General features: G+C 47.6%; 31 protein-coding genes and 1 pseudogene. 30 read left to right on the top strand and 2 right to left on the bottom strand.

Annotated features, from left to right (window positions below):
- Positions 1 to 37 precede the first annotated feature (37 nt).
- From LLF79_RS10665 to LLF79_RS10520, 30 genes and pseudogenes are all read left to right on the top strand, one after another.
- On the top strand, positions 38 to 727 hold the full coding sequence (locus tag LLF79_RS10665) for a phage minor head protein (RefSeq protein WP_227879538.1): 690 nt from the start codon (positions 38 to 40) through the stop codon (positions 725 to 727).
- 120 nt (positions 728 to 847) lie between these two features.
- Complete coding sequence (locus LLF79_RS10660; RefSeq protein WP_227879537.1) at positions 848 to 1,003, top strand: hypothetical protein; 156 nt, start codon at positions 848 to 850, stop codon at positions 1,001 to 1,003.
- A pseudogene (locus LLF79_RS10655) lies at positions 973 to 1,308 on the top strand (ADP-ribosyltransferase); the annotation flags it as partial. The gene LLF79_RS10660 and the pseudogene LLF79_RS10655, both read left to right, overlap by 31 nt.
- Positions 1,309 to 1,434: 126 nt before the next feature.
- Positions 1,435 to 2,625 carry a DUF2213 domain-containing protein gene (locus LLF79_RS10650; RefSeq protein WP_227879536.1) on the top strand — a complete coding sequence of 397 codons (1,191 nt, stop codon included), beginning with the start codon at positions 1,435 to 1,437 and terminating at the stop codon, positions 2,623 to 2,625.
- Between the two features lies 1 nt (position 2,626).
- Positions 2,627 to 3,109 carry a hypothetical protein gene (locus LLF79_RS10645; RefSeq protein WP_044157985.1) on the top strand — a complete coding sequence of 161 codons (483 nt, stop codon included), beginning with the start codon at positions 2,627 to 2,629 and terminating at the stop codon, positions 3,107 to 3,109.
- Complete coding sequence (locus LLF79_RS10640) at positions 3,109 to 4,143, top strand: DUF2184 domain-containing protein (RefSeq protein ID WP_013098046.1); 1,035 nt, start codon at positions 3,109 to 3,111, stop codon at positions 4,141 to 4,143. The genes LLF79_RS10645 and LLF79_RS10640 overlap by 1 nt, the downstream gene beginning before the upstream one ends.
- A gap of 3 nt (positions 4,144 to 4,146) precedes the next feature.
- On the top strand, positions 4,147 to 4,473 hold the full coding sequence (locus tag LLF79_RS10635) for a hypothetical protein (RefSeq protein ID WP_013098045.1): 327 nt from the start codon (positions 4,147 to 4,149) through the stop codon (positions 4,471 to 4,473).
- A 2-nt stretch (positions 4,474 to 4,475) separates the two neighbouring features.
- Entirely contained in the window at positions 4,476 to 4,919 is a 444-nt protein-coding gene (locus tag LLF79_RS10630) for a DUF4054 domain-containing protein (RefSeq protein WP_227879485.1), read from the top strand.
- A gap of 2 nt (positions 4,920 to 4,921) precedes the next feature.
- Entirely contained in the window at positions 4,922 to 5,374 is a 453-nt protein-coding gene (locus LLF79_RS10625; protein WP_062676983.1) for a hypothetical protein, read from the top strand.
- Positions 5,371 to 5,739 (top strand): hypothetical protein, encoded by a 369-nt coding sequence (locus tag LLF79_RS10620; protein WP_227879484.1) that lies wholly within the window; start codon positions 5,371 to 5,373, stop codon positions 5,737 to 5,739. Before LLF79_RS10625 ends, LLF79_RS10620 begins: the two co-directional genes overlap by 4 nt.
- On the top strand, positions 5,736 to 6,287 hold the full coding sequence (locus tag LLF79_RS10615; protein WP_227879483.1) for an LIC_12616 family protein: 552 nt from the start codon (positions 5,736 to 5,738) through the stop codon (positions 6,285 to 6,287). Before LLF79_RS10620 ends, LLF79_RS10615 begins: the two co-directional genes overlap by 4 nt.
- Positions 6,288 to 7,766: a DUF3383 domain-containing protein gene (locus LLF79_RS10610; protein ID WP_227879482.1), complete on the top strand. Its 1,479-nt coding sequence runs from the start codon at positions 6,288 to 6,290 to the stop codon at positions 7,764 to 7,766.
- Complete coding sequence (locus tag LLF79_RS10605; protein WP_227879481.1) at positions 7,767 to 8,207, top strand: phage tail fiber protein; 441 nt, start codon at positions 7,767 to 7,769, stop codon at positions 8,205 to 8,207.
- Positions 8,208 to 8,215: 8 nt separating this feature from the next.
- A complete protein-coding gene (locus LLF79_RS10600; protein WP_227879480.1) occupies positions 8,216 to 8,620 on the top strand; it encodes a hypothetical protein in 405 nt (134 codons plus the stop codon).
- A gap of 14 nt (positions 8,621 to 8,634) precedes the next feature.
- The gene (locus tag LLF79_RS10595; RefSeq protein WP_013098038.1) at positions 8,635 to 8,832 is read left to right on the top strand and encodes a hypothetical protein; all 198 of its coding nucleotides are present in this window, start codon (positions 8,635 to 8,637) and stop codon (positions 8,830 to 8,832) included.
- Positions 8,832 to 10,601 carry a lytic transglycosylase domain-containing protein gene (locus tag LLF79_RS10590; RefSeq protein WP_227879479.1) on the top strand — a complete coding sequence of 590 codons (1,770 nt, stop codon included), beginning with the start codon at positions 8,832 to 8,834 and terminating at the stop codon, positions 10,599 to 10,601. Before LLF79_RS10595 ends, LLF79_RS10590 begins: the two co-directional genes overlap by 1 nt.
- Positions 10,601 to 11,401 (top strand): hypothetical protein, encoded by an 801-nt coding sequence (locus tag LLF79_RS10585; RefSeq protein ID WP_227879478.1) that lies wholly within the window; start codon positions 10,601 to 10,603, stop codon positions 11,399 to 11,401. The genes LLF79_RS10590 and LLF79_RS10585 overlap by 1 nt, the downstream gene beginning before the upstream one ends.
- On the top strand, positions 11,401 to 11,712 hold the full coding sequence (locus LLF79_RS10580; protein ID WP_063858642.1) for a phage baseplate plug protein: 312 nt from the start codon (positions 11,401 to 11,403) through the stop codon (positions 11,710 to 11,712). Before LLF79_RS10585 ends, LLF79_RS10580 begins: the two co-directional genes overlap by 1 nt.
- Complete coding sequence (locus tag LLF79_RS10575) at positions 11,702 to 12,562, top strand: hypothetical protein (protein ID WP_110775705.1); 861 nt, start codon at positions 11,702 to 11,704, stop codon at positions 12,560 to 12,562. Before LLF79_RS10580 ends, LLF79_RS10575 begins: the two co-directional genes overlap by 11 nt.
- A complete protein-coding gene (locus LLF79_RS10570; protein ID WP_099707914.1) occupies positions 12,563 to 13,270 on the top strand; it encodes an oxidoreductase in 708 nt (235 codons plus the stop codon).
- Positions 13,271 to 13,306: 36 nt separating this feature from the next.
- Positions 13,307 to 13,663, top strand: a complete 357-nt coding sequence (locus tag LLF79_RS10565) for a hypothetical protein (protein WP_227879477.1) — start codon at positions 13,307 to 13,309, stop codon at positions 13,661 to 13,663.
- 8 nt (positions 13,664 to 13,671) lie between these two features.
- Complete coding sequence (locus tag LLF79_RS10560) at positions 13,672 to 14,904, top strand: baseplate J/gp47 family protein (RefSeq protein ID WP_227879476.1); 1,233 nt, start codon at positions 13,672 to 13,674, stop codon at positions 14,902 to 14,904.
- Positions 14,901 to 15,488, top strand: coding sequence for a DUF2612 domain-containing protein (locus tag LLF79_RS10555; protein WP_227879475.1), 588 nt, complete (start codon positions 14,901 to 14,903; stop codon positions 15,486 to 15,488). Before LLF79_RS10560 ends, LLF79_RS10555 begins: the two co-directional genes overlap by 4 nt.
- Before the next feature lies 1 nt (position 15,489).
- Complete coding sequence (locus LLF79_RS10550; protein WP_227879474.1) at positions 15,490 to 16,635, top strand: phage tail protein; 1,146 nt, start codon at positions 15,490 to 15,492, stop codon at positions 16,633 to 16,635.
- A 9-nt stretch (positions 16,636 to 16,644) separates the two neighbouring features.
- Positions 16,645 to 18,957, top strand: coding sequence for a hypothetical protein (locus tag LLF79_RS10545; protein WP_227879473.1), 2,313 nt, complete (start codon positions 16,645 to 16,647; stop codon positions 18,955 to 18,957).
- Between the two features lie 44 nt (positions 18,958 to 19,001).
- Positions 19,002 to 19,979, top strand: coding sequence for a hypothetical protein (locus LLF79_RS10540; protein ID WP_227879472.1), 978 nt, complete (start codon positions 19,002 to 19,004; stop codon positions 19,977 to 19,979).
- Between the two features lie 126 nt (positions 19,980 to 20,105).
- Complete coding sequence (locus LLF79_RS10535; protein WP_227879471.1) at positions 20,106 to 20,495, top strand: S24 family peptidase; 390 nt, start codon at positions 20,106 to 20,108, stop codon at positions 20,493 to 20,495.
- A 547-nt stretch (positions 20,496 to 21,042) separates the two neighbouring features.
- Complete coding sequence (locus LLF79_RS10530) at positions 21,043 to 21,315, top strand: ogr/Delta-like zinc finger family protein (protein ID WP_196095573.1); 273 nt, start codon at positions 21,043 to 21,045, stop codon at positions 21,313 to 21,315.
- 590 nt (positions 21,316 to 21,905) lie between these two features.
- Entirely contained in the window at positions 21,906 to 22,943 is a 1,038-nt protein-coding gene (locus tag LLF79_RS10525; RefSeq protein ID WP_227879470.1) for a retron St85 family effector protein, read from the top strand.
- Between the two features lies 1 nt (position 22,944).
- The gene (locus LLF79_RS10520) at positions 22,945 to 23,874 is read left to right on the top strand and encodes a retron St85 family RNA-directed DNA polymerase (protein ID WP_196095571.1); all 930 of its coding nucleotides are present in this window, start codon (positions 22,945 to 22,947) and stop codon (positions 23,872 to 23,874) included.
- A gap of 293 nt (positions 23,875 to 24,167) precedes the next feature.
- Here LLF79_RS10520 and catA read toward each other — a convergent pair whose 3' ends face one another.
- Positions 24,168 to 24,845, bottom strand: coding sequence for a type A chloramphenicol O-acetyltransferase (catA, locus tag LLF79_RS10515; RefSeq protein ID WP_196095569.1), 678 nt, complete (start codon positions 24,843 to 24,845; stop codon positions 24,168 to 24,170).
- A 63-nt stretch (positions 24,846 to 24,908) separates the two neighbouring features.
- The gene (locus tag LLF79_RS10510; RefSeq protein ID WP_023343455.1) at positions 24,909 to 26,840 is read right to left on the bottom strand and encodes a bifunctional diguanylate cyclase/phosphodiesterase; all 1,932 of its coding nucleotides are present in this window, start codon (positions 26,838 to 26,840) and stop codon (positions 24,909 to 24,911) included.

The raw sequence follows: 26,840 nt of genomic DNA, 5'->3' as shown, positions 1-26,840 counted from the left end.
GTGGTATCGCAGACAGCTAGATAACCACATCAAAGAGATGCAGAAGTCCGTTGTGTATTGGCTGACCGCTAACTACAAAGCAAGCGGTGCAGCTGTGGCAATGGACGCTTCTCCTGCCGTGTTTATGCGTGATGCCATGAAGAAGCTCGCTAAGCGATGGACAAAGGCATTCGACAATGTTTCTCAGAAGCTGGCTGAAAGGTTTGCCAGTGATGTGATGAAGAATACCGATGTTTCTCTGCATAACGCACTTGAAACTGCGGGATTAACGGTTGAATTCAAAATGACAGCGCCGATGAATAACGCACTGCAGGCGACCATTGCAGAGAACGTTGGACTGATACGCTCGATTCCTGAGAAGTATTTCACTGAGGTTGAGGGGCTGGTTATGCGCTCGGTTGCAAGGGGCCGTGACCTGTCTTACCTCACTGACGAGCTTCAGAAGCGTTATGGCATTACGCGCAGGCGTGCGGCATTAATCGCACGCGACCAGAACAACAAAGCAACCTCAGTAATGCAGGCTGCAAGGCAGCAGTCACTTGGTATCACTCAAGGCGTCTGGAAGCACTCACATGCTGGCAAAGAGCCAAGACCATCGCACGTTAAAGCTGATGGAAAGGTGTTTGAGCTAAGCAAAGGAATGTATCTGGACGGCAAATGGGTGATGCCCGGTGAGGAAATCAACTGTCGTTGCACCTGGTCACCAGTAATACCAGGCCTATCTTAAATAATCAAAATCAATCAAGGTCGCTTAGGCGGCCTTTTTTATTGCCATAAGCGGGGAAGTCTATGGACGAACTCGAATCCTACTCGCTAGCCGAGGATGAGGATAAGTGGATAACCATAAATGGTTCCCACGTCAAAATTGATGAAAATGGAGATGTTGTTGCTGGCGCTGAAGGGAAGATTAATAGCAATAAAAATGAAAAGAAATCAGCCGGGGCAAAACTATCAGCCAATGAAAAGTCAGCCATTTCCAGTTACTCAGGTGACAATTTCTTAAAAATAAACTCAGATCTTCGTAAAGGTAAAGATGAAGACCCTGATGTGGCACGCATTGACTCCGCCATTAGCAAGGGAAGTTTAGAAGGTGGAACGCTTTACCGAGGAATGAGCAGGGAGGACGCAAAAAAACTGTTCCCAGGCGGAGATATTAAAAAGGGAATGGTTGTTTCAGACCCCGCTTTTCTTTCTACATCTAAAGAAAAAAAAATTGCCGGTATGTTCAGCATCGGCGGTGTAATGCTCCAAATAGAAACAAATCAAGGAGACAAGGGGCTGGATGTTACTGGTCTTTCCAGCAACAAGCATGAAGATGAAACATTACTTCCACGCAATGCAAAAATGGAAGTGATTGGAGTGCATCCCCCAAAATCACCGGGTCAGCCGGTGACAATAAAGGTCAGATACATAAGCGAGGAAAAGAGACCCGCAATGGACGGGATTACGGAAAGCCTGGCATTTGACCGCGCATCAGTGCGCTCGTTTGATGGCAACGGCAGGCTTCAGGTTAAGGTAAGCAATATCAGCAAGGCGAATGTTTGCCCCTACTTCGGGAGAGAGATTCCAAACGCTGAAAAGCTCGGGTTAGAGCCAGATAAGATTTATCAGTTATGGCGACACCCTGACGAACTGAAGAAAGCCGCTGCAACATTCAACAACATTCCCCTTTTATCAATCCATACACCTGACTTCCCCGGCGACCCTCCGCGTGAATATCGCGTTGGTGTAACGCATTCAAATGCAGACTTTGACGGAACGTATCTGACAAACGGTTTATCAGTTTGGGATGACTCCGCAATAGCCGGTATTGAGACGGAAGAGCAGGAAGAATTGTCTTCGTCGTACCAATACGTCGCTGACATGACCCCCGGCGTTACACCGAATGGAGAGCCGTATGACGGCATCATGCGGGACATCATCGGGAACCACGTAGCGCTGGTTGAAAGAGGCCGCGCAGGAAGCGACGTATTGGTCGCAGATTCATTACCCCCGGAGTTAATGCTCATGAGCAAACGTAAAGCCGCGATTATTCGCGCAACGCTGAAGCCGTTACTGGCAGCTGATGCTGATTTGGAGGCTGAAGTACGGAAGGCGCTTCTGGCGCTGGATGAAGCCGAAAAAGAAGACGAGAAAGAAAAGAAACCGGCTGAAGACGAGGATGACGACAAGGGCGACGAGAAGAAGAAAACCGCTGACGACGAAGATGACGAAGACAGCGATGACAAAAAGAAAAAGCCAGCCGAAGACGAAGACTATGAAGACGAGAAAAAAGACGACAAAGTCTCCAAAACGGCAATGGACAGTGCGATCCGTTTAGCAGCAGACAGCGCAACCAAACGTGCGGCTGAGAACTTCCGCAAAGTGCGTGAAGCTGAGCAGGCTGTGCGCCCACTGATTGGCGATGTCGTTGCAATGGACTCCGCTGATGATGTCTACCGCACTGCACTTGAGCAGGCTGGCGTGGATATCGAAGGCGTTCATCCTTCGGCCTTCCCTAAGATGGTCAAAATGGCTATCGAGCAGCAGAACAACAAACGCCCTGTCATTGCGCAGGATTCCGCATCTCACAGCGAATTTGAGAAAGCTTTCCCGACCGCTGGCAAACTGAAACGAGGTTTCTAACATGGCAGGTTTTCAGAGTGTAATTAACCAATACCCAGCACCGGGTGTTGAAGGTGGCTTTGCGAGCACCAACCCTCACGCCACTTTCCTGGCTGGCGAAGCAGCATTGGTAGCTGGCACTAGCGGTCTTACTGTTGGTCGCTTTGCATGGGCTGTCGATGGTGTTGCATCAAATACCGGCACCGGCGCTCCTTCTGGCTTCGTCCATCGCGATGGTCAGGCATCAATCACTGTATGGCTTGGTGAGGCTTCAATGCTCATTCAGCCAGGCCGTGAAGTAACCCTGATGACCGCTGGCGACTTCTGGGCGCGCACCGCCACTGCAGCAACTCGCGGACAGAAAATCTTTGCTGTGCTTGCTGACGGCACCATTAAGACCGGTGCTGCAGGAGCAACCATTTCCGGCGCAGTCGAAACGCCTTTCTATGCTGGTAGCGCTTGTGATGCAGGCGAACTGGTCAAAATCAGCACCTGGAGCAAGTAATGAACGAATTTCAGAAACACTATTCCGCTGCTAGCGGCAAATACGGCATCATTCTGCCGGGCGCGAAAGACTACCTGAAGCCTGACTTCGCAGAAAACTTCCAGTTGGCTATGGATGCTCAGCCAACCATGGTTACCGCGAATAACGCAGGTATCCCGGCGTACTTCACTAACTACGTTGATCCTGAGCTGATTCGTGTTCTGGTCACACCGATGAAAGCAGCTGAAATCATTGGTGAAGTGAAAAAAGGCGACTGGACTACCCTGACCGCGCAGTTCCCAATCGTTGAAAGCACCGGTGAGACCAGTTCATATGGCGACTTCAACAACAACGGCATGACTGCAGCGAACGTTAACTGGGTTCCTCGCCAGTCTTACCATTACCAGACCCATACCCGCTGGGGTGAACGTGAGCTGGATATGTACGGCGCGGCACGTATCGGTTACGCGGCAGAGCTTAACGTAGCATCTGCTCTGGTGCTGAATAAGTTCCAGAACAAGTCCTACTTCTTCGGTATCGACGGCCTGATGAACTATGGCCTGCTGAATGACCCTTCTTTGACGGCATCAATCACGCCAAATGCTACCGGCACTGGCGGAGCTGTAACCTGGGCAACCAAAGATGGCCAGGCGGTGTATGACGATATCGTCAAGCTGTACGGCCAGTTGGTTTCTCAAACCAAAGGTTTGATTGAGCGTACTGACTCCATGACTCTTGCCATGTCTCCTTCTGCGGAAGTGAACCTGACCAAGACCAACATGTACAACGTCAACGTGTCTGACCTGCTGAAGAAAAACTTCCCTAACCTGCGTGTTGAAACTGCAGTTGAATATTCAACTGATGCGGGTGAGCTCGTGCAGCTGATTGCAGATCGTCTTGGTGAGCAGGATACCGCTTATGCGGCCTTCACCGAGAAGATGCGTGCGCACGCAGTTGTGGTTGAAGAATCCAGCTGGAAGCAGAAGAAATCAGGCGGCACATGGGGTGCAATCATTCGTCAACCGCTGGGTATCGCCAGCATGATCGGGGTTTAATTCATGGCAGAGACTATCGTAGTAGGTTGCAAACTTCCTAATGGCCTGATTGTTGAGCAGGATGGCTACACGGTAACGCTGAACGGTTCAAACTCTGCCAATGTTATTGGCGGCTATGGTCTGACCGATGGCGTAGACAAGGATGCGTTCGAGAAGTGGCTTTCAGTTCATAAAGAGCAACCTTACGTCGTGAATGAACTCGTTTTTGCTCAGGCAAAGGCCAACAGCGCACAGGCAAAAGCCTCCGAGAACGCCAAGGTCAAATCTGGCCTTGAAGGACTGCCTCAGGATAAGCCAATGCCTGGCATCGAAAAATCGGACGGTAAGTAATCATGGCGATCGTTGTTTTCGACATTAACGCATTCCGTGAGCGTTACCCCGAGTTTGACACGGTAAGTGACACGCTGCTGAATGCGTATTTCGTTGAGGCAACGGTCTACCTTGATAACACTGATTGCAGTCCTGTTACCGATGTAAATGTGCGTGCGGTGTATCTGAATATGCTCGTGGCGCACATTGCAGCCCTGAATTCAGGTGTGGGTGGACAAAAGCCATCCGGACTTGTCGGCAGGATTGCAAGCGCAACTGAAGGGTCTGTATCTGTGTCTACCGGTGAGGTGCCTGTAAGTCCATCTTCATGGTGGTATCTGCAGACACCTTACGGCGCTGCCTACTGGCAGGCTACCGCTCCTTACAGGACGTTTAAATACGTTCCTGGCGCATCACCATCATTCTATCCCGGTCATTATTACCGCAGGCCAGTTACCCGGAGGTGAGCATGACCACGTTTAGTGGTGGCGCAGCTTTAGAGGCGAAACTTGCTGAACTGGCGGAAAAGCTTGGAGACGGTAAAACGCTAAGGGTCGGATTTCTTGAAGGGGCAACATACCCTGACGGGCAATCTGTTCCAATGGTTGCCGCAGCCAACGAATATGGCGACCCGGCAATGAACAGGCCGCCACGCCCATTCTTCCGGAACATGATCGCCGAAAAGTCACCAGAATGGCCGCAGGATATTGCGAAAATAGCCGAGGCTACCGGTTACGACGCAGAAACGATGCTGGGTCTGATGGGTGAGCACATTAAAGGCCAGTTGCAGGGCTCAATCAGAGATTTGATGGAGCCTGCGTTATCTCCAGTTACGATCGCCAAAAAAGGCTTCTCTAAGCCACTCATTGAGACATCCCACATGCTAAACAGCGTCGATTACGACATTAAGGATGGCGTATGAACCTGAGAGGCATAGCCAATAGCGCCACGAGAGCAATAAACCCCAACGTAAATGGCGTGTTCCGGATTAATACCGGATTCACTACGTTACCTGGCGGAAAGCGAGAGCAGACGTACAGCAACGTTGATGTTGAAGTGCAGATGCAGGAGCTATCGTCAACAGACTTACGACAGGTAGATGCCATCAACATTCAGGGCATCCTGAAAAGTGCGTATCTGAATGGGAACTTCAACGGCGTGAACCGACCAGATCAAAAGGGTGGCGACATTCTTGTTGTGAACGGTCAGCAGTGGTTGGTGGTGAAAGTTCCTGAGTTATGGCCTGACTGGTGTCACCTGATTGTTAACCTGCAGAGGTCGCCATGACAGCCACAGTAGACATCACCGAGCTTGACCTGCGCATCGCTCTACAGGCGTTTCTGATGAATATCACCGGCCTCACCATCGACAACGTGCTAGTAGGTCAGCAGAACCTTACGCCAATGCCGCTTCATGACTTCATCATCATGACACCGCTGAAGCAGATAGGGCTGTCTACCAACCGCGTCAAATACGACGATAACGGCGTGTATGGCGAAGGAAAGCAGCTCAACCAGCGCAGCACGCAATGGCCCTGTCAGATTGACTGTTACGGCGAAAACGCGGCTGATAACGCTGCAATCATCGGCACGCTAATCCGCTCAGACTTTGCCTGTGAATGGTTCAGACAAAACGGCAGTGTCATCACCCCTCTTTACTGCTCAGACCCTCATCAGACAACGATGATAAACGGCGAGCAACAATACGAAGGCCGCTGGACGATGGAATTCATCGGGCAATTCAACCCGTCTGTTACCACGCGTCAGGACTTCATGGACAGCATTACAGTCGGCGTTATTGCCGCAGATTTAAAATACCCACCGGAGAGTGCATAAATGGCAATCCCATTACGCAAAGATATTCAAATCAATCCTGGAGTGCTGCCAGCGGGCGGTTCGGCGCTTGATCTGAATGGCCTTATCCTTACCGACAGCGCTTATGCTCCGGTGGGGAGTGTTATCACATTCACGAACAAAGAAGACGTAGCGGCCTATTTCGGCAGTGCATCGGCTGAATTCAGCATGGCTGAAGTGTATTTTCAGGGCTACGACAATTCTACCAAGACCCCGGGCGCGTTGTTGTTTGCACGGTTTAACCCGGATGCAGCGGCAGCGTGGTTGCGATCAGGTTCAATGGCGGCCGTAACGTTAGACCAGCTCAAATTGCTGAGTGGTGTACTGACTCTGACCGTTGACGGAACGCCTGTGACATCAGCAAGCATCGACCTGAGCACGGCAACAAGCTTTGCCATGGCTGCTGACCTGATTGAGACGGGTATCGGCTCCAGCGTTACGGTAGAGTTCGACACCACACAGAAGCGCTTCATCATCACCAGCGCGACTGATGGAGCGGCAAGCACCATTACCTACGCAACCGGTACTTTGTCTGCTGGACTGAAACTGACAGCCGCTACCGGGGCTCAGTTGTCTCAGGGCGCAGATGCTGCAGTCGTCACCACAGCGATGCAGTCGGTGCTTGATAGCTCTCAGAACTGGGCAATCTTCACCACATCCTTTACACCGACTGAACAGGAAGCGCTGGGCTTCTCAGCCTGGGTAAATAGCCAGAATTACCGTTTCGGCTACGTTCCATTCACGCTGGAAGAATCTGCGCTGGTATCTGGCTCAACCGACACGCTGGCGTACAAAATCATCGTCGTTCACGACTATTCCAATGTCGTACCGGTGTTCGGTGATCAGACTCACGCAGCGAGCGTTATTGGCTATGCCGCATCTCTTGACTTCGACCGTCAGGAAGGTCGTGTGCCATTCAAGTTCCGATCTCTGGGCGGCCTGCTGCCAGAAGTATCCACCTCGGCAAATTACGATGCGCTGATTGCCAACGGCTACAACTTCTACGGCGCGTACACGGCGAATAACTACGATACCCGTTACTGGGCTGACGGCACCATTACAGGTGACTTCAAGTGGTTTGACTCCTTCTGCTTCCAGATTTGGCTGAATGCCAACCTGATGCAGGATGCTATCGAGCTGTTCCAGTCCAACCGCAGTATTCCGTACAACGCACGCGGCAAGGCGATTATCGAAGCGTCATTCTCCGACACGCTGAATCAGGGCATCACCTTTGGCGGCATCCGTACTGGCGTAACACTGTCCAGCTCTCAGATTTCCGAGATTCAGAACGCAGTAGGCGCTGACATCTCTCCATCTCTGATTGCCAAGGGTTACTACCTGTATATCGCAGACGCCACCCCTACGCAGCGTCAGGAGCGCACAAGCCCGAGCATGACCCTGTGGTACTGCGACGGCGGTTGTGTACAGAAAATCACTCTCGCAAGCATTGAGGTGCAATAAATGTCCAACACTATTACAAGCGCTGATTCAATCTTTGCCCTCACTGTTACCAACCTGTTCCCAAGCGCTCAAACGCTGGAAGGATATGCAGCGGACGCGATGTTTGCTCTGGGTGATACAGAAATGGCGGTTTCCGTCCGTGGCGCTGACGGTAAGCTCTCTGGCGGCTTTGTATTCGGTGAGTATCTGCAGACGATCACAATCATGCCTGACAGTCCATCTCGTGAACTATTCGAGACCTGGCAACTGACGTCTCTGACCTCAAAAGCGGTATTCCGCTGCAACGCAACAATCATCCTCCCGGCGATTGGTCGCAAGTTCACTTTGACCAACGGAATTCTGCAACGCGTTAAAGCCATCCCTGATGCGCAACGCGTACTGCAGGCGATGACCTTCCAGATTAACTGGGAGAACTGTGTTGGCGAAGCTTATAACGCATAAGGACTAACATGGCACGCAAAGAGATTTACTACACCGTCGAAGACAAAGGCCGTGACAATGGGAAGGTTTTCTACATTCGCGAAATGTCTGCTGCTCAGGCTGAGTGGTGGGCAATTCGTGCCGGACTGGCAATGGCTAAAAACGGCGTTAATCTTCCGGATAACTTTTCAGATATGGGTATGGCAGGCATGGCGAAAGTCGGCCTCGAAATGGTGGCTAAAATCCCTCCAGAGGATGCACGGCCTCTCCTGGACGAGCTGATGAAGTGCGTTCAGGCCGTTCCAGACCCAGCCAATCAGAGCGTCAAGCGCAACCTGATCGATGATGATACTGAAGAGGTTATTACTCGCCTGAAACTTCGCAGCGAAGTCTTCAAGCTGCATGTTGATTTTTTCACAGCCACCGCCAGCTAGACATCCCTCCGGTGATGGGCCAGCAAATCGCTGGCCTTGCCGAGTACACCAACGTGCCTAAAACAATAGCTACTGTCATGTCATCGGGTAAATGCTCGCTGACAGAGCTAAGCACGACGCTGGGTGTGCAGGATTTATGGTGGTGGCTGGAAATTATCACCATTGATAACTACAACCAAATGGTAATCGACAGAGCAAGTGAGGCCTGGTAATGGCAACAGTTATTGATTCACTGATAGTCAAACTTGGCCTTGATCCGTCAGACTTCAAAGCTGGGCAAAAGGAAGTAAAAAAAGGTCTCAAGGATACCAGGGACAACGCCGAGCAGACCGCAAAGGATATGGAGGTTTACGGAAAGAAAGCCTCTTCGTTCTTTACCAATATCGGCAAGAGCATGCTGGCCCTTGCCGGTATAGCGCTTAGTGCGAATGGTGTTAAAAACTTCATCACCGACACTACAAAATCCCTGGTTGATTTAGGTGTGCAGTCCTCTGCCATAGACACATCAGCCAAAGCTCTTGATGGCTGGGTTAAGTCAGCTGATGCGGTAGGTTCTTCTGCTGCATCAATGAGCTCAAACCTGCAGAAGTTCCAGAGCTCGATGTCTCAGTTTAACTCTGGCTTTGGTGCTGACGATACGCTCAACACTCTCTTTGCTTTTAGCGCCCAGACCGGAACTAAGTTTGATACCAACCAGAATGCCAGCCAAATCATGCAGTACCTGGCTGAAAACTGGAACAAGCTGAATAAAAACCAGCAGCGCATGTATGGGCAGAGGCTTGGTTTCGATAATGCGACAGTTCAGGGTCTATCTAGCGGGCGTCTTCTGGATTTGCAGAAGTCATTTGAAGGTACGTCCAAGCAAACTGATGCCCTGACAGATAAGGCGCGACGATTAAACGAGCAGTTCGTCAGGGTAAGGCAGTCGTGGGAGTCCACATCGCTCACCCTGTATGAAAATCTGCTGCCTGCAGTATGGAAGATACTGGACGCACTTAATTCAATGAGCGCGTGGGTAGAAAGGCATGGTCCGGAAATTAACGCTTCATTCGATGAGTTAGGGAAGACATTCTCAATCCTCTGGAAGGATGTAACGGATGTTTCTAAGGCTGTGGGTGATCTGCTCAGTATCGATACGAAAGACTGGACGTTATCTGGCGACATTAAGAACCTCAATCAAAACCTTGATGAGGGTCGGCAGACCGTAGAGCTGATTATTGACGCTTTCAAAAGCCTCTTTAACCTGGACTTCTCGACATTTGGCGACAAAGTTAAATCTCTGTTCAAGATGGGTAGCGGGGAAGACGCTCTTCCAGGAGTTACAGATAGCGCAAACTCTGCCGCTGACTGGATAAAGGATAAAACCGGGTTTGACACTCGTAGCGTCGGTAAATGGCTTGGCGAGAAAGCAGAAGGATTGAGAAACCTATTCTCAGGTGAAACATCTCGTCTAGAGAAGCAATATGGCCTCCCTGAAGGCCTTCTTGATGCTCAGGTAACCCAAGAGTCAGGTTGGAATCCGAACGCCGTATCAGGGGCAGGAGCGAAGGGTTTAATGCAGTTCATGCCAGGCACCGCCAAAGACTTCGGTATTCATGGGGAAGAGTTCGACCCAATGAAATCTCTTGAGGCGGGTGCCAAATATATGGGCTCACTTCTTCAGAGATATGGCGGCGATCTGCAGAAAGCCCTGACTGCTTATAACTGGGGAATGGGCAACCTTGAGAAGAAGGGGATGGCAAATGCTCCTGAAGAGGCAAGGAACTATGCGCCCCAGATTATCTCAAGAATGCAGGCATCACAGCGATATTCATATCAGGCTGGCTCAGCCTCGGTAGGCGGCGGGACAAACATCACCTTCCAGAACACCACCATTAAAACAGAGTCAAGAACCCTCGATAGCCTGGCAAAAGAGGCCGCGAATAAAGGCATGGCTCAGAGCAGCCTTACTCAAACCTTTCTCACGGGGCAAAATAGCTGATGTTTAGTTTAAACGAAACAACGCTCCTCAGTGCGATAAACAGCGGAAACATCTTTTCCATTATCAACAGTACCCTTTCGCCTGGTTACGGGATTTACCTGAAATCAGGCTTAAGGGCATTGTCCCCATCTTCATTTATGGGGATTGAGTATGGTGCTGATGCTTCTGTGGTTTCCGCACCCATTGAAGAGGGTTCATATACCAGTTTTAACAAGGTTAAGCGACCGGCCATCATCAGGGTTTTGTTTAACCTTGAAGGCTGGACGGGGTTTAGTGGAAGCATACCAAACCTGACCAACTTCACCCTGACGAGTCGCTCTGACATGCTGGCCGCACTTGATGCGATGGTTGATGACACTCAGCTTTACGACATCGAGACCCCTGACACCACCTACGAAGACTATGACCTGGTCAGATACAATTACCGGACATCAGAACGTGACGTCACATTACTGACTGTCGAGGCTATATTTCAGGCCGTTCTGCAGGAGGCCGAGGTAGGGCTGTCTAACACAACAGCAAACAACCAGCCATCTCAAAATGCCATCTCAAAAGGAGGGGCAGTTGATTCAAAGCAGGTTAATGCCAACGCATCAGAAAGCACTCTTGATGATGTCAAGGGTGCCTTAACCGGGCTTAAGCAGTCATTAAGCAGCGCAGCAGTATCGGTAGCCACTTCAGTGAGCAATGCTGTAACCGGCGTAACTTCAGGAGCTACCAGTGCCATAAATGGTGCCGCTACATCTGCTATCAACAATCTTTCAACGACAGTAGATGAACTGGTTAAGGGGCTATCCTGATGCAGACGATATCACTTCAACCTGTTAAGGGGCAGACACTGCAGGTGTCGCTTGGAGGGCAGCGTGTAACTCTAAGGATTAACCAGAGAAGCACCGGCATGTTTATCGATGTGGCGTTAAGCGGGGTATGGATAGCTCAGGGGGTGCTTTGCCTGAACTGCAATAAAATCATCAGATACCCGTACCTGAAGTTTAAGGGTGAGTTGTTCTTTGCAGACACCAAAGGCGATTTGGATCCTGTTTATGATGAGCTAGGTTCACGCTTCAAACTTTTCTACGCCACGGAAGAAGAGATGAGCAATGTCCTATAAAAAGCGCAACATTAAAATCCAGTTCACTCTCACGGACCAGGTATTTGATGGTTCTCAGGGACCATCACAGGACAACGTTCTCACCATAGAAAACGCCAAAGCCATCGTTGAATATAACGGCTATGGTGGCTCGGCGCTTACCACGCTGTCGTGCCGTGTTTATGGCCTGAGCCTGAGCAACATGGCGAAGCTGAGCTATGCGGGTAACCTGAGGGGACCGACGAAGAATAACTACATGAAGGTCTGGGCTCAGGATGAGCTTATTTTTGTGGGGACGATAACATTTGCAACAACTGACTTTAATGAGGCTCCTGATGCTCCTTTGGTCATTGAGGCTCATGCGCTGGGTGCAGAAAGGTCTCTCCCGTCACAGCCATTCTCAGTTGAGGGAAGCGTCGATGTAATCGATGCGATCAGGTCTATTGCCGACCCTCTTGGGATTATGGTTTCTGTGCTTGAGGATATTAAGTTTCCTTTAAGCAACCCTCATGTAGTTGGCGACCCGGTAAGCCAGATTATCCAGTTGGCGAAGTCCGCAAATCTGAATATTGACTGCAGTACGGGGATTATTCGCATCTGGTCAATTAACGGATCGTGGGATGACATTGTTCCGTTTGTATCCAAAGAGCACGGCCTTATTGGCTATCCAACATGGACAAGAGACGGCCTCTACCTAACGACAATGTTCTCATCAAACCTTATCGCGCCAAGAAAGATGAAGCTCGAAACAGACCTTCCCGGCGCTTCTGGGATGTACACCATAAACACAGTCAGGCACATCATATCGGCGTGGGTAGAGGGCGGCCCGTGGTTTTCATTTGTTGTGGCGAACCAGGAGGCGGAGCTGTAAATGACTAAGAAAGGTGAATTCTCCTTTAAGCCTCAGGATGTAAACTGCGAGGCAAACATTAACGAATTTATTTTCAACACGTTAATGTCACGAAATGCCTTCATTCAGTTGGTTATCGTTAACAAGGTAAAAGATGGCCCACTTCTCGATGTAACACCTCTGGTAAGCGGATTTGCTGCTGATGGCTCAAGGAATAGCAATACTCCGGTATTCAACGTGCCAGTGTGGCGACTTCAGCGCGGTGCAAGTGCGGTGATAATGGATCCAGTTGAAGGCGATATAGGACTCATGCTCTGCTGCGACAGGGACATCACCAACGTCAGGAATGAGAAGAAAGAATCCCTCCCTGCATCTCTGCGCGTACACAACAAATCAGATGGCATCTATCTCGGTGGAGTGCTGAACGCTGAGCCAAGCCAGTATGTGAAGTTTGCCAATGATGGGATTGATATCGTTTCTCCTCTGGTTGTCCAGGTAAACGGCAACACCGTTGTGGTTAACGCTGATGACAAAATATCTCTAAATGCCCCAATCATTGAAGCAAACGGACAGCTTACTCAGGGCTCAGGTAGCTTCGGTGGTAATGCGACATTCGGTGGCACAATTACTGCGACAGGAGAAGTCACAGGAAACGGAATCCATCTGAGTACGCACAAACACGGTGGCGTGGAAACTGGCGGAGGCCAGACAAGCACACCAACAAACTAACCCGCTACGGCGGGTTTTTTATTGCCCGGAGTTTACATGCTCACCAAATCACTGCTTCTGACTGACCAGTGGGATATCACGCTAGACGACACCGGAAGTATGGCTATTACCTCCAATCCCTATGCGGTTGCACAGGACGTTGCTTGCGCATGCTCAACCTTCCTGGGAGAGGCATGGTATGACACCACGCTGGGGATTCCGTATTACGAGCGGATTCTAGGTCACTGGCCTGGCACTCAGCTTATCAATACCAAGATGGCTACCGAGGCCAAAAAGCTCCCATATGTTCAAGCTGCATTCTGCACCACAACGGTTGGCAAAGCAGATCGCCTTGCATCCGGCGTTATGACCATAACCGACACGAACAACGTTCAGACCACAATCCAATTCTGAGGTAAAAAATGGCTGAAGTAACAGTTAGCACAGCCGTCCCCTCTGTCACGTTTTCCGCTACCGGCATTGCCGTTCCTGATGAGATAGACATTCTCAACGGGCGATTAACTGACCTTGATACCGCCATGGGCGGAGGGATGAGTAAGAGTCTGACGACTCCGCAGGGACAGATTGCCATGAGCGACACGGCAATCATCGGAGACAAGAATGACAATCTGGCATGGCTGGTTAACCAGATTAACCCTGACTTTGCTGAAGGTCGCATGCAGGATGCGATCGGGCAGATTTACTTCATTGATCGTATCGCGGCGATTGGCACAACAGTTACCGCAACCTGCACCGGACTGGTGGGTACAGTTATCCCGGCAAACAGCATTGCGCAGGATACCAGCGGTTACCTGTACTTCTCACTAGCTGACGCTGTTATCCCTTCTTCTGGCTCTGTGGATGTGGTTTTCCAGAATCAGGCGTCTGGACCTATAGCCTGCCCGATTGGGGCGCTTAATACGATTTATCGAGCGATTCAGGGCTGGTCAGGCATTACCAATGCCACTGCCGGAGTGTTGGGTAATGAAGTAGAGAGTAGGGCTAACTTTGAGTATCGCCGCAAGCAGTCGGTTGCTGGTAACTCCAACAATCAACTCGGAGCGGTGTACGCCAACGTACTGGCAGTCAGCGGAGTTACCGACGCGTACGTGACGCAAAACAACACCGGGCTGACGATAACGAAGGGCTTCACAAACGTATCTCTGGAACCTCACTCACTTTACGTATGTGTGTACGGTGGCACGTCTGCAGATATCGCAAAGGCTATATGGCAGAAGCTTCCACCTGGCCCGTCAATGGTTGGAAACACCACATATACGGTTGTAGATGATGTTAATTACGTACAACCATATCCTGAGTATGAAATTAAGTGGCAAACACCATCAGCGGTAAGTGTTTATTTCAAGGTCGAACTCGCCAGCAATAATGCCCTGCCGGGAAATATCGCAACACTTGTACAGAACGCGATCATCAGCGCATTTAATGGCGAAGATGGCGGCACGAGAGCTCGCATCGGTTCAACTATTTATGCTGGCCGTTATTACGCGGGTGTACAGGCTATAGATAGCGACAATGTAGATATCTTCAGTATCACTATTAGCCGCGACGGAACCACATATCAAACCTCTGCGTCCTTTGGCATTGATGAAGTGCCGACACTGGACGCATCAAACATCTCGGTGACACTGGCATGATAAACGTCGCGGATACCATCCTGACGCAATATGCCGACAGCCCGAAACTGAAATCCCTGATTTACTCGTTCAATGAAGCAGTAGGTATCGAAGGTTTTCTTGATGATTTCTATGACGTGATATGGAACATCCAGACAGCAGATACCTACGGGCTAGACGTATGGGGAAAAATCGTGGTTGTCAGCAGGCAGCTGACGGTTACAGAGAACAAGATTTACTTCGGATTTAATGAGGCATCATCAGACCCGATTCTTGTTGACGATCCACAACCTTTTAACCAGGCACCTTTCTATTCCGGCGAGCTTTTAACCTCAACCGTAACGCTCACAAATGACGTTTACCGCAAGCTAATCATGATGAAGGCGGCGGCAAATATCTCAGATTGCACCATTCCAAACCTGAATAAGTTGCTGATGTTTATGTTCGGCGACAGTGGCAAATGCTATGTCAGAAATGATGGTGAGATGGTCATGAGTTACGTCTTCGAATTCCAGCTTTCAACAGCTGAACTTGCCATTGTTCAAAGCTCAGGTGCGCTTCCTGCCCCAATTGGGGTAACAGTTAATATTGTTCAGCAGGTATGACATGAACTCTTCTGATATCCCATCAAGAATCACTAAAGCATTTGGTGTAAATGGACTGAAAAATACTATCCCTGTTGATTCAAGCACCACAACAGATAACAACGGTGTGGCCACCTTTGATAAGGGGTTTCCATCCATCACCATGCAGCCATTGAGCGCTGGAGGAATTCCACCATCAGGCAAGGATATGAATGGGGTTCTTTATTCTGCGACGCTTCAACAACAGTGGCAAAACGCAGGAATGACCTACCCATTCAGTCAGGACTTCTCTGATGCTGTAAGCGGATATCCAAAAGGTGCAATCGTTCCAAGCTCAGTATATACCGGACAATGGCTGAATCTTAATGAAGCAAATAGCACACCTCCTGAATCGGCAACCGGCGCAACGACTGGATGGGTTCCGATAAACAACTATGGCATAACTCAGATCACGATGACATCAGGCAGCATTGTCATGTCATCACTTCAGGCAGCCAAAGACAGAATCATTATCACCGGGGCATTAACTGCAAACGTCAACCTGATATTCCCTGCGTGGATCAAATCATGGGTTGTTTACAACAACTGCACCGGTAACTTCTCTATCACCTGCAAAACAGCGGCCGGAACGGGGATTGCAGTCATTCCAGGGCTGGCATCAAGGCTTTTCTGTGACGGCGTAAATATTACCGACGAAACGTACAACCCAAATAATGACATGGTCGGCATGGTAGCTGCGTTTGCCATGAATAGCGCACCTGAAGGATGGTTAATTGCGAATGGCTCTGCGGTGAGCAGGGTTACATATGCGCGTCTGTTTTCTCGTGTAGGGACTCTCTATGGGGCAGGAGACGGCTCAACGACATTCAACCTTCCCGATGCCCGAGGCGTAGTGCTTAGGGGCGCTGATTTGGGCTCTGGTCGTGATAGTGGGCGCGTGTTCGGTAGCTACCAGCCTGACGCGGTAAAAACTATCGACCTCAAATTCCTTGGTTCAAATGGCAGCGCCGGTGGCAGCACTGTTTTTGCAGTAGAAGCAAATAAGTCACCACTTTATGCATCAGGGATAACTCAACCATCCGGTCCAGACGCTCCAGCATTTCAAATGACTGGTGCTATTGAGAACCGCGTCAAAAACATTTCCATCCTTAACTGCATTAAATATTAAGGGCTGCATATGTCTTTTACTGATACAGCAAATGCTAAGAAATATGCCTCTATATCCGAGACGGCTGCAGCTCAGGCAAAATTATACGCGGATAAGCTTGAGCAGGCTCCAGACTATGCAGGGCAGGCAGCAGCCTCAGCCGCTGCGGCAGCTTCATCAGCTCAGTCTGTAGTAAATACGGAAGCTGCGGTAAACGCACTGGCTGCATCAGCAAGTGCATCAGCTACTCAGGCTGCAGCATCTGCATCTGAAGCGGGTAACGCCGCTGCTGCTGCAGTAAGCCAGTGCCTTAGAGTTCCTGTGGGTGAGTCTATCTCGATTCTTCCGGCTGCGGCTGACAGGCATGATTCCCTGGTGCAGTTTGATTCATCAGGACAGGTGTCAGTTCTTCCCAAATCAGGAATAGCCATCCTTGATTCAGGAGGAAAAATCCCGGTATCAATGATACCAGCGATCGCATTAACAGAGCCTTTTGTTGTTAGCTCTCAGGCTGCAATGCTGGCACTTGATGCACAGGTAGGGGATATAGCAAAACGAACCGATCTCGGGTATTCATTTTGCCTGGCATCATCGCCAGCATCTACGCTTAGTAACTGGGTTCAGTTAACAGATGATGTTCTGGCGCAACTGGGATTACCCACCGGTGCAACTCAGGTTGGAGCGACCGATGATTCCGGAAGCAACACTACCGTACAGGGAGCCCTTGCGTTAAAGGCTTCGCTAGCAGCGCTTGCCGCAACGAATGGCTATACGCTTATCCCATCAATGGCCCCTTATATCCAGATGCAAAGATGGAGGGAAGACGGAGATCTGAGAGGGTGGGGGTGTGCTTGTGATGGGGTAACGGATGATTCTGATAACTTTCAGGCTGCAATCATTTATTCAGAAACAAACGATCGCCAACTTTATGGCCCTGGACCGGTCAGAATAACCAAGAAGATAACATTCACTAAACCACCACAGTTTCGCGGTTTTATGTACTCACCTCCTGCCATTGGCAGCTTTGCTGGAACTCCTTACGCTAAGAAAGGTTTCATCATTTATTCAGAGGTTGCGTCTGGTTACTGCATTGTTATCAACCCACCAAGCAATAACGAATACATACGTGGTCTTAACCTTATTGATATTCATGTCCTGGCGAAAGGCGCTGGAGTAAGTGGTGCTGGGGTACAGATAGCAAACTGTGGATGGGGGGGGTACGTAAGAGGGTTGGTGGTTGAAGGTTTCCATGGTGGTGGACTCACACTAAGCCAGCTGCAAGATACGCTTTTTGACCAGCTAGAAATTCTAGATTGCGGAACTGATGGTTCAATTTATGCGCTGAACATCATCAATGGGTCAAACCTTCTTGCATTTAACCGTTGTCGATTAGAGGTTAACAATGCCCAGCTCAGAATAAATAGTGGATTCGGATTTGAATTTAATAACTGTCACTTTGAACAGGGTGATTACCCGGGAACGGATGTAGATCCGAACTTCCAGAGGATAAACCGCTATCCGTCCATAGTATTTCAGGGAACTGATAATGTTAAATTCCTAGGCGGTCAAATATTTGGAGCCACCTTGCAACGGCAAATGTCGGTTTACGGTATAAGTGCGGCTGATGCTGCATACCATATTGCTGTTGATGGTGCATGCACATCGATATCATTCATTGGTACGACAATGGGATTTGGGTATGGCTCTGGCAAAATAATAGAAATGCATGGTGATGGAATCGTTACTGACTGTACTTTTAAGGCTCTTTGTACAGAAGTTGCTCCATTGGTCATGGATAATAACATTCAGTTTAAAAACAATAACATATCCTATCAGGATAACGCTACAAATGTCACTTTCACTGCCTTAAATGCCTCTCAAGCTACAGTAGAGGGAAATGTTTTTGGCTGCGTTAACTCCGGTTCTGTCAATAAGACAGCAGGCGCTATCATTATCTCTGATCCAGTCAGAAAGCCTCGTCTGGGAATGAACCAGTACATTATCAATAAGTACAGCTATTTCACCGACGGAAACCAGGTCCTGATAAGCCAGGCAACTGATGGATACATTCAGGTTCCTGGAGGCAGTATGGACATGAGACAGTACAGCCCAAATAAAAAATATGCTCTTAACACCACGACTACGGTCACTGCTGTAAGCAACCTCCTTGATGGTCAGATTGCAACCTTCCTAAATACTGCCTCTGGAAATGTCACATTCCAGAATAGCAGCGCGCTGTCATGTAAGGGGGCAGTCAATGCGGTAGTACCTCCTGGCGAGTTCATTTCCTTTGCCAGAAATGACTTCAGCGGAACAGTAAAAGAAGTATCGAGAAGCTTCTGATACAATAAGCCGGTTGTAGTTGACCGGCTAAATTCAGGATGAGCATGAACAGAAGAGCTTTTTTGAAAGCAACAATAGGAATGGCCGCACTGTCTGGTATGGGTGGGTATGGTGCTTACAGCATTCTTAAGCGACCACAAATATCCCTGTGGGGCCACTCTTTCTTCGGCAATAACCAGACATTTTCTGCGAAATTGATATCAGAGACAGGATGCAAGGTATTCAACTTTGGTCTATCAGGGTCAACATCAGAAAGCATAGCGTTAAGGAATGGCGCGTACCACAGACGCTATGCTTCTGAAAATGGTGTTCTATCTCCCGGGGAGAAAAACAAACTCACTCCTAATATTCCAGGTCCGTTAAGGCTATGGGGAAATGCTGCTGCGGATTGGGTTCATTTACCTTGCGAGTTGGGCGGGAGGGGAGGCGTTCTTGACTGGGATGGAAAGAGGGTTACTTTCACACCAGAAGGCAAAGGTGAAGTTGCTTATTTGAATCAGCCGTCTGTATTAACTGTTTATCCTATGACAACAGTTTCCACGGATAACGTGCCAGAGAGATTCAGCTATCCAGATCATCCTAAATCTATCTATCTTTTATGGCTAGGGAGAAACAACTCCACACAACCAGATGAAATCATGCGTGATGCAAAGGCCATCGTAGCCAGGATGGATAAAGGGAATAACCGATTCGTCATCCTTCCAGAGTTCCCGGCGTCATACGAACCAAAAGGCACAAAGGGCGCTGATGAAATCGCGCTTATCAACAGCCTGTATAAGAAATCCTTCCCTGAAAATTATTGCGAAATTGATGGTGTAGACCTGCTTCAGAACTTCATGAATCACCACAACCCGCAGAGCAAGCAAGACCTGGCAGATATCAAGGATGGCATCACTCCATCATCCCTGAGGGACGATGAACTGCATCCGTCAATAACGAAAAAGGACGGGGCACTGTTTGCAGGCACCGAAGTTAACGCAGAATTTGTCGCTAAATTTCTGAAGCTTAAAGGCTGGGTTTAAGCACCGCCACCACCATCACTTAATGGGTAGTGATGCTATCTGATAAATCCTGACAACAATCAGACTTGATCGATACCACCGATCAATAATACTGTATGCACATACAGTAAATATCGGAGGTGCATCATGGGATTCCCGAGTCCAGCGCAGGATTTTGTAGAGCAACGCATATCATTAGACCAGCGCATCATAACCAGGCCAGCGGCTACGTACTTCATGCGTGCCGGTGCGACGCATTATCGTGAAGGTATCCTGAGTGGCGCTTTGCTTGTTGTGGACGCATCATTGAGCCCGTGTGATGGGTCATTGCTGGTTTGCGCTGACGGTGGAGAGTTCCGCATTAAAAGATATCGTATTCATCCAGAGCCTCACCTGGAGAATCTGGATAATGGTAAGCGAGAGAGGTTGCCTGACAAGAACGAAGCATCAGACACATCGCGTCCGGTGTTCGGGGTGATCACCTACATCATCAACGATGCGCGTTCTGGTGAGTTTGATGATTGCCCGGTGATGTGAGACAAAAGTGGGACACACAAAGCTTTGCATCGGTTTGCAAGGCTTTGCATGTTTTTCGAAGATGGGGCGTGTGAGCGCAGTGTTGGCGGGGTATGTTATTGAGTTAAAAGGTAGTTCTTATAATTCGTAATGCGAAGGTCGTAGGTTCGACTCCTATTATCGGCACCATCCTCTAGTTTTCTCACGTCAATTCACATCAACAAAACCTTTCAAAACATACAAATTACGCTGTTTTAGTCGTTTGAGGTCACCCCTTGTCTCATGAAATCAACATGCGATTGGGGGGTAATCAGGGCATCTTCTGTTCGGCTTAGTAAATGTACCCTCGATGATGCTGAATGCCAGTCAGGTAGACGCCGCTAAAGGTAAAGATAAAAGCTATAAACCATCTGATGGAGGTGGCCTGTAACAGAGGTAAAAAACTCAGTATGTTACCTCTCGTTACCTCTCAATTTAATACTTGCTACCAATGTTAAGTGTTACACGTTCAGAACAAAATGCAGGGGAACCAAAATCCTTTCTTCTGGGAGGCAATAGAGGTTTCGCTATGCGAGTGATGAAAATTTACTGCCCGGAGTGTATGTCTGCGGCAACGGTGAGGAAAACAAACCGAAAGCACCCCAAATTATCAGATGTGTACTGTTATTGCTCAAATGTAGAATGTGGGCATACGTTTGTGATGAACGTTTCCTTCTCACACACGATTAGTCCCAGCGCTTTGCGCGGCCAGGGACGGATTAAAGAGCTAATGGATGCCCTGCCACCGGACGAGCGACAAAAAGCATTAGAACTCCTGTTGGCAGCCAAAGAGAACCAGTGAACGGCTCGCCGGGAGTAACTGAAATTTTCCCGGCTTCGGTTCATTAAATTTCAGCGGCTTAAGAAAAAATGTTTTTAATAATCAACTTGTTAACTTTTAAGTGTGCCGTCAGTTATCATGAAAAATCTCATCTAAAATTTTATATCTCTTTACTATCAATAGCTTAAACAAAGTGGTTACGATGCTGGAGTAAAGCTAAACTGAAAAAAGCTGAAATTCTTTTCACTCTTTTCAGTTCTCTGCTCGCTGTAAATCCCCAGTTGTGGCGCGGTCTGGCGCTATCATTTGTAAAAAATCCCAACTGAAAAATTTTTGCGATCTGAAAACCGCAGGCGGGTGCGGTGTAGTGCGATTTTCGTGGATGTGAGGTTTAGGCCACTATCGGACTTGATCAACTTAATAGGTTTGATATGATAAATTTCTCTTTACGCGAAGGATAACAATCAGGTTAATCCTTAGTCGGGCGTTTCGCTAGACTCTAACTTATTGCGTGTGATTGGGTTGCGCTAAATGCTTTTGGCACGATCCTTCACAAGCTCAGGAGCGCACCAAAAGCATTTAGCGCATCCTCTAGGTAAAGGGAATACAAGGTGGCAGTGCCACCTTGTTTTTTTTCGCATGGAGTGTTTGTTTTGAGTGACTCTTCTTACGACTCTGAGTATCTGAATGCCCTCTTGGCTGAATGGGGGGAGCTTACCACTGCTAACTTTAGTGTGCATTATACCCCTCCGGTAGTGTTTGTTTGTGGTGGGCCAGCCCTTCAGATTGGTGACAGCTTACGGGAGCGAGTGTTTAGATATTTTGCTGAAAGTAATCCTTTGACTTCAAAATCACTCGTGATGGCCGAAGCTTTTAAAGATTATTTTAAAAGCGGAGCTTATACCGATTTAATGCAATTTGAGGATGATATAGCTAATATATCAACCTTAGTAGTAATATTTTTAGAAAGTGCAGGGTCGCTCGTTGAGTTAGGTCTGTTTGTAAATAAAACATCTTTAGCTCATAGATTATTAGTATTTGTTCCTGCGGAAGAACTGGCAGGGGATGAGGAGAAGGATATTCCTCCTCGTTCTTCGTTTATTTACTTAGGGCCACTAGAGAGTCTTCGTAGGTTATCAGGTGACTCTGTAAGCGTATACCCTTGGCCAGATAAAGAAAAGTTGCACTATCCTGAGTTAGAGCATGTTGCAAATGACATATTAAGAAAGCTTGATTCTGTTCCAAAAACTGAGAAATTCTCAAGCGATAATTCAGGCCATATAGCAGCCTTGATATTAGAAGTAATCTTATTGTCTGAACCCATTAAAATAACGGAGATTGAATGGGTTTTAAGTTGCTTAGACATAAATATTCCGCTTAGTAGAATTTCTAAGTTATTGTATCTTTTAGATGTTCTTAAGCTCATTGAATCAATAGAGTATAGTGGTTCAATGTACTTTTTTGTAAGAGATACGAAGCTGAGTAAAATTAAATTTGGCAGAACAAAGGCAGGTAGAACAAAAGACTCCCCAAATATGAGAATGGCTATTATTCAATCCTACATTAAGTTAGATGGAAGCCATATGGATGAAACTGCAAAGAAACGTCGTAATGTTCTTTCGCAAATAAGGCAGAGGAGAGGGGCATAAGATGGATATTGTAGAATTCCTCGCGCAAGCTGTCTTTTTATCAGAGAAAGAATTTGTTAGTTATGTCAATACTATGCCCCGCCGCTATAAGCAATTCTATATCAAAAAAAGAAATGGTGATGACAGGCTAATAGCGCAACCTGCTAGAACGGTCAAAACCTTACAACTTACCGTTGTGGGTATGCTTCAACATGATTTGAAAATACATGACGCATCAATGGCTTATGTTAAGGGCAAGAGCATTAAGGATAATGCTTTGCAACATGTAAATAATCAATATTTGCTTAAAATGGATTTTAAGAATTTCTTCCTATCTATAAAGCCTGAGATGTTTTTAACTTGTGTTAGAAAGCAGGGCTTAAAACTAAGTGAGCGTGACTCACTGATTTTAGCTAATTTATTCTTCTGGAAACTGAGAAGGAACAGCTCATTACGATTAAGTATTGGTGCACCATCTTCTCCCTTTGTGTCAAATGTAACCATGTATTATTTTGATGAGATGGTTTCTGATATTTGTAATGAATATGGAATAACATATACACGGTATGCTGACGATCTGACATTCAGTACTAATAAAAAAGGCATTCTTTTTTCATTGCCTCCTTTAATTAAAGATTCTTTGAAGCAAACTGGTCTTAATGATATAAAGATAAATAATAAGAAAACAGTGTTTTCGTCGAAGAAATTCAATCGTCATATTACTGGGGTGACTTTGAGTAATGATGACAAAATCTCTTTGGGTCGAGAGCGAAAAAGAATGATAAGTGCTATGGTTCATCATTTTAAAAATGAGGTTCTTGAAGTTGATGAAATATACAAACTTAAAGGATATCTTGGCTTTGCAAATTATATTGAACCAATGTTCATCGCCAGATTGAAAAGAAAGTATGGCGAAAATGTTATAATGCAGATACAGAAATTTATTGTGTAATCTTCTATATGTTGAAAACCCTCTTGAGAGGGTTTTCATCTTCCGCACACCTTACCTCCATTGTGCTGAAATTTGATTTCTTCAAATATCTACAGCTTTCATGGATCTCCCGACCTTACACAGATGATGTGGGGGCATTAATGGGGGCATTTCATTATTGTTTTTTTTGTTTGTTATTGAAAATCAGGTGTTTATGTGTTTTTATGGTTCCTATTATCGGAACCATCTTTCACGCTGTCCTTTTACAACCAAATAAAAAATATTTACCTCTTTTCATAGAGATTTATTGCGACTCAGTTATAACTTTCTTCCGACAGCCCCGACAAACCATCACACATCTCCTGCAACTCATTAAACATCCTTGCCACATGGAAGCCATCGCACACCGAATGATGCACCTGCACTGCGAGAGGTAATAGCACTTTTCCATCCTGCTCGTAGTATTTCCCAAACGTGAACATAGGCGAAAAGAAGTTCTTCATATGCGCAATGTTCATCGTAAAGTTCGTAAACGTAACCCACGGAATAGACGAGACGAAAAAGACATTTTCCCGGGACTCTTCCTTAGGCCAGTAAGAAAGGCTATTACCATAGCGGGCCGTATCTTCTGCATACGTGTTCTGGAAGTGATGAATATTGCCGTCATAGTGGCTCCACAGTGACGAAAACGTCTCCGTTTCGGGGTGGAAAATGGTGTAGCTGGGATGAACTTCATTCCATATGACAAGCTCATTGTCCTTCATGGCCATACGGAACTCAGGATGCCGGTTCATGATGTTAGACAGGAGAAAAATGATCGTCGGGTAAAACTTCCAGCCCACCGCTTTGATATGTTTTCGCAGCGCGGTAATGTCGATCAGAACGGTTTGGTTAATTGTGCATTCAGCAAATGACTGGAAGACTTCAAAATGCTCCTTCCTTGGCCAACGAGATAAATCAACAGGCGTATACTCCGGGGCTGTTTTTTTCATTGTTTAACCTTTGATTATCAACCGTCTACGTGATTTTTGGCCAGAAACAACCGGACAACCATTTCAACCGTATCTAATCTTCCTGTCAATCTCAGCCTGTGGTTTTCCGAACAGGTACCCCTGCACGAGATCGCAGCCAAGCGCCTGAAGACGTTCAAGCTGCGCTTCGGTTTCAACACCTTCAGCAATGACCCGCATGTTGAGGCTCTTCGCCATGCCGGTAATCAATTTAACGATATTAAGGGCATCATCCTGCGTGGATATCGGATTCACAAAGGATTTATCTATCTTAATTTTATCAAAATTCAGTTCACTCAGTCGTGAGAGCGAGGAATATCCCGTTCCGAAATCATCGATGGAAATTTTGACACCCAGTGCCCGGAGCTTTTTGAGAATAGTGATCGGCATGTTGCTGTCACTGAAGAGCGAAGACTCTGTTACCTCTAGCTCAAGTCGGCTGGCCGGTAGCCCTGTCTCTTTCAGGATGGACTGCACCATCGCGGTAAACGATTTCGTGCCTAGCTGAACGGGTGAGACGTTCACCGAGATCCTGGCCGGCACCGCCCAGGACACCGCTTCCCGGCAGGCCATCTCAAGCACCGACTTGCCGATCTCATTGATCATCCCCGTTTTTTCAGCGACGGAAATAAAATAATCTGGCGCGAGTATCCCTTTCACCGGGTGTATCCAGCGAATAAGCGCTTCATAGCCGTAAATTTCATTGCTGAATGAATCGACAATAGGCTGGTAATACACAACGAATTCATTGTGATCGATCGCCAGAGCCATATCATGTTCAAGGGTTCTGCTTTCCTGCAGTCTCTGCAGCATCCACTGCCGGAAGACCTTGATCTGCTGCGAACCTTCTTTTTTCGCTTCGTAAAGGGCCAGATCGGCAAATTTGTATAGATAATCAGAGCGTCGTTCATTATCTGATAAAACGATACCCACGCAGGTGGCAATTTTTATCAGCTGGTTATTAATCGTATAGGGCTGGCTGATATGATCGCTGATTTCTTTGGCGCGCGAAACGGCGGCGGTTTCCGTGAGTCCGCTGGAGAGAAGGGCGAATTCATCGCCGCCCAAGCGGTAAAACGTATCCGTTGCGCTGCTCATCGAGGTCAGCCGTCGGGATACCTGATTCAGCAGCAAATCTCCCGTATCATGGCCATAGGTATCGTTGACCTCTTTGAAGCGGTCTAAATCAAATAACATTACGGTGACGGGGACGTGGTTTTTATCTGCCTGAAGATTAATTTTGTTGAGATCGTCCCAGAAGAAAAGGCGGTTTTTCATGCCGGTGAGGGAGTCATGATAAACATCATACTCCAGCTTCGAGTTCTGAATTTGCAGCTTTTCTTTTGATATTTGAAGCTCGTCAGCCAGGCTTTTCACCTGCATATGTGCTTTCAGAATGTTTTTATTCTGGTAGATCATTAAGAAGCCAAGAATAAAGCTTAAAATCACCAGGAGCAATGAAAGTGCCGAGTAGATATAATACAGTATCTGTATTTTCTTATTGGATTCGTTAACTGTGTTAATATCTTTTGTTAATGCCGTGGCAGAAAGCTGGCTTAGCGGTGCATCAAGTTCATGCATATTTGTCAGGTATGCTTTTAACGCCGGGTGGCTCATATTTTCAAGATGGCTATCCAGATAGGCCAGTATGTTTTCTAAGCGTAAAGCGAGTTCCTGATGCGTTTTATCGCTGTCAATGTAGCGACCTAAATCGCCCCCCTTCATTAAATCGCCCTGACTGAGCATAATTTCGAGGCGCATGCGGACCTGGTCTATCGTAACGTCATCGGTATCGGTTGCGTATAGACCAAGCCATGATTCAAAACGGTAATACTCTGATACCAGTTGTGCCACGGACCAGGACTCAGTGTATTGAGTCAGTTTTTGCAATTCTTGCTGACGATCATAAACAAGGTATGCAATATATCCTGTCGTGATAAAAAGAGAAAAAATGATACCAACCAGTATCCTGTTCAT

Source organism: Enterobacter cloacae complex sp. 2021EL-01169 (assembly GCF_020733125.1).
Taxonomy (GTDB): domain Bacteria; phylum Pseudomonadota; class Gammaproteobacteria; order Enterobacterales; family Enterobacteriaceae; genus Enterobacter; species Enterobacter roggenkampii.
This window is presented reverse-complemented; position numbering and strand designations above follow the sequence as displayed.

Bases quoted from the DNA above. Each gene is read 5' to 3' on its own strand.
- LLF79_RS10665 (WP_227879538.1), top strand. From the start codon at position 38: ATGCAGAAGTCCGTTGTGTATTGGCTGACCGCTAACTACAAAGCAAGC.
- LLF79_RS10660 (WP_227879537.1), top strand. From the start codon at position 848: ATGGTTCCCACGTCAAAATTGATGAAAATGGAGATGTTGTTGCTGGCG.
- LLF79_RS10650 (WP_227879536.1), top strand. From the start codon at position 1,435: ATGGACGGGATTACGGAAAGCCTGGCATTTGACCGCGCATCAGTGCGC.
- LLF79_RS10645 (WP_044157985.1), top strand. From the start codon at position 2,627: ATGGCAGGTTTTCAGAGTGTAATTAACCAATACCCAGCACCGGGTGTT.
- LLF79_RS10640 (WP_013098046.1), top strand. From the start codon at position 3,109: ATGAACGAATTTCAGAAACACTATTCCGCTGCTAGCGGCAAATACGGC.
- LLF79_RS10635 (WP_013098045.1), top strand. From the start codon at position 4,147: ATGGCAGAGACTATCGTAGTAGGTTGCAAACTTCCTAATGGCCTGATT.
- LLF79_RS10630 (WP_227879485.1), top strand. From the start codon at position 4,476: ATGGCGATCGTTGTTTTCGACATTAACGCATTCCGTGAGCGTTACCCC.
- LLF79_RS10625 (WP_062676983.1), top strand. From the start codon at position 4,922: ATGACCACGTTTAGTGGTGGCGCAGCTTTAGAGGCGAAACTTGCTGAA.
- LLF79_RS10620 (WP_227879484.1), top strand. From the start codon at position 5,371: ATGAACCTGAGAGGCATAGCCAATAGCGCCACGAGAGCAATAAACCCC.
- LLF79_RS10615 (WP_227879483.1), top strand. From the start codon at position 5,736: ATGACAGCCACAGTAGACATCACCGAGCTTGACCTGCGCATCGCTCTA.
- LLF79_RS10610 (WP_227879482.1), top strand. From the start codon at position 6,288: ATGGCAATCCCATTACGCAAAGATATTCAAATCAATCCTGGAGTGCTG.
- LLF79_RS10605 (WP_227879481.1), top strand. From the start codon at position 7,767: ATGTCCAACACTATTACAAGCGCTGATTCAATCTTTGCCCTCACTGTT.
- LLF79_RS10600 (WP_227879480.1), top strand. From the start codon at position 8,216: ATGGCACGCAAAGAGATTTACTACACCGTCGAAGACAAAGGCCGTGAC.
- LLF79_RS10595 (WP_013098038.1), top strand. From the start codon at position 8,635: ATGGGCCAGCAAATCGCTGGCCTTGCCGAGTACACCAACGTGCCTAAA.
- LLF79_RS10590 (WP_227879479.1), top strand. From the start codon at position 8,832: ATGGCAACAGTTATTGATTCACTGATAGTCAAACTTGGCCTTGATCCG.
- LLF79_RS10585 (WP_227879478.1), top strand. From the start codon at position 10,601: ATGTTTAGTTTAAACGAAACAACGCTCCTCAGTGCGATAAACAGCGGA.
- LLF79_RS10580 (WP_063858642.1), top strand. From the start codon at position 11,401: ATGCAGACGATATCACTTCAACCTGTTAAGGGGCAGACACTGCAGGTG.
- LLF79_RS10575 (WP_110775705.1), top strand. From the start codon at position 11,702: ATGTCCTATAAAAAGCGCAACATTAAAATCCAGTTCACTCTCACGGAC.
- LLF79_RS10570 (WP_099707914.1), top strand. From the start codon at position 12,563: ATGACTAAGAAAGGTGAATTCTCCTTTAAGCCTCAGGATGTAAACTGC.
- LLF79_RS10565 (WP_227879477.1), top strand. From the start codon at position 13,307: ATGCTCACCAAATCACTGCTTCTGACTGACCAGTGGGATATCACGCTA.
- LLF79_RS10560 (WP_227879476.1), top strand. From the start codon at position 13,672: ATGGCTGAAGTAACAGTTAGCACAGCCGTCCCCTCTGTCACGTTTTCC.
- LLF79_RS10555 (WP_227879475.1), top strand. From the start codon at position 14,901: ATGATAAACGTCGCGGATACCATCCTGACGCAATATGCCGACAGCCCG.
- LLF79_RS10550 (WP_227879474.1), top strand. From the start codon at position 15,490: ATGAACTCTTCTGATATCCCATCAAGAATCACTAAAGCATTTGGTGTA.
- LLF79_RS10545 (WP_227879473.1), top strand. From the start codon at position 16,645: ATGTCTTTTACTGATACAGCAAATGCTAAGAAATATGCCTCTATATCC.
- LLF79_RS10540 (WP_227879472.1), top strand. From the start codon at position 19,002: ATGAACAGAAGAGCTTTTTTGAAAGCAACAATAGGAATGGCCGCACTG.
- LLF79_RS10535 (WP_227879471.1), top strand. From the start codon at position 20,106: ATGGGATTCCCGAGTCCAGCGCAGGATTTTGTAGAGCAACGCATATCA.
- LLF79_RS10530 (WP_196095573.1), top strand. From the start codon at position 21,043: ATGCGAGTGATGAAAATTTACTGCCCGGAGTGTATGTCTGCGGCAACG.
- LLF79_RS10520 (WP_196095571.1), top strand. From the start codon at position 22,945: ATGGATATTGTAGAATTCCTCGCGCAAGCTGTCTTTTTATCAGAGAAA.
- catA (WP_196095569.1), bottom strand. From the start codon at position 24,845: ATGAAAAAAACAGCCCCGGAGTATACGCCTGTTGATTTATCTCGTTGG.
- LLF79_RS10510 (WP_023343455.1), bottom strand. From the start codon at position 26,840: ATGAACAGGATACTGGTTGGTATCATTTTTTCTCTTTTTATCACGACA.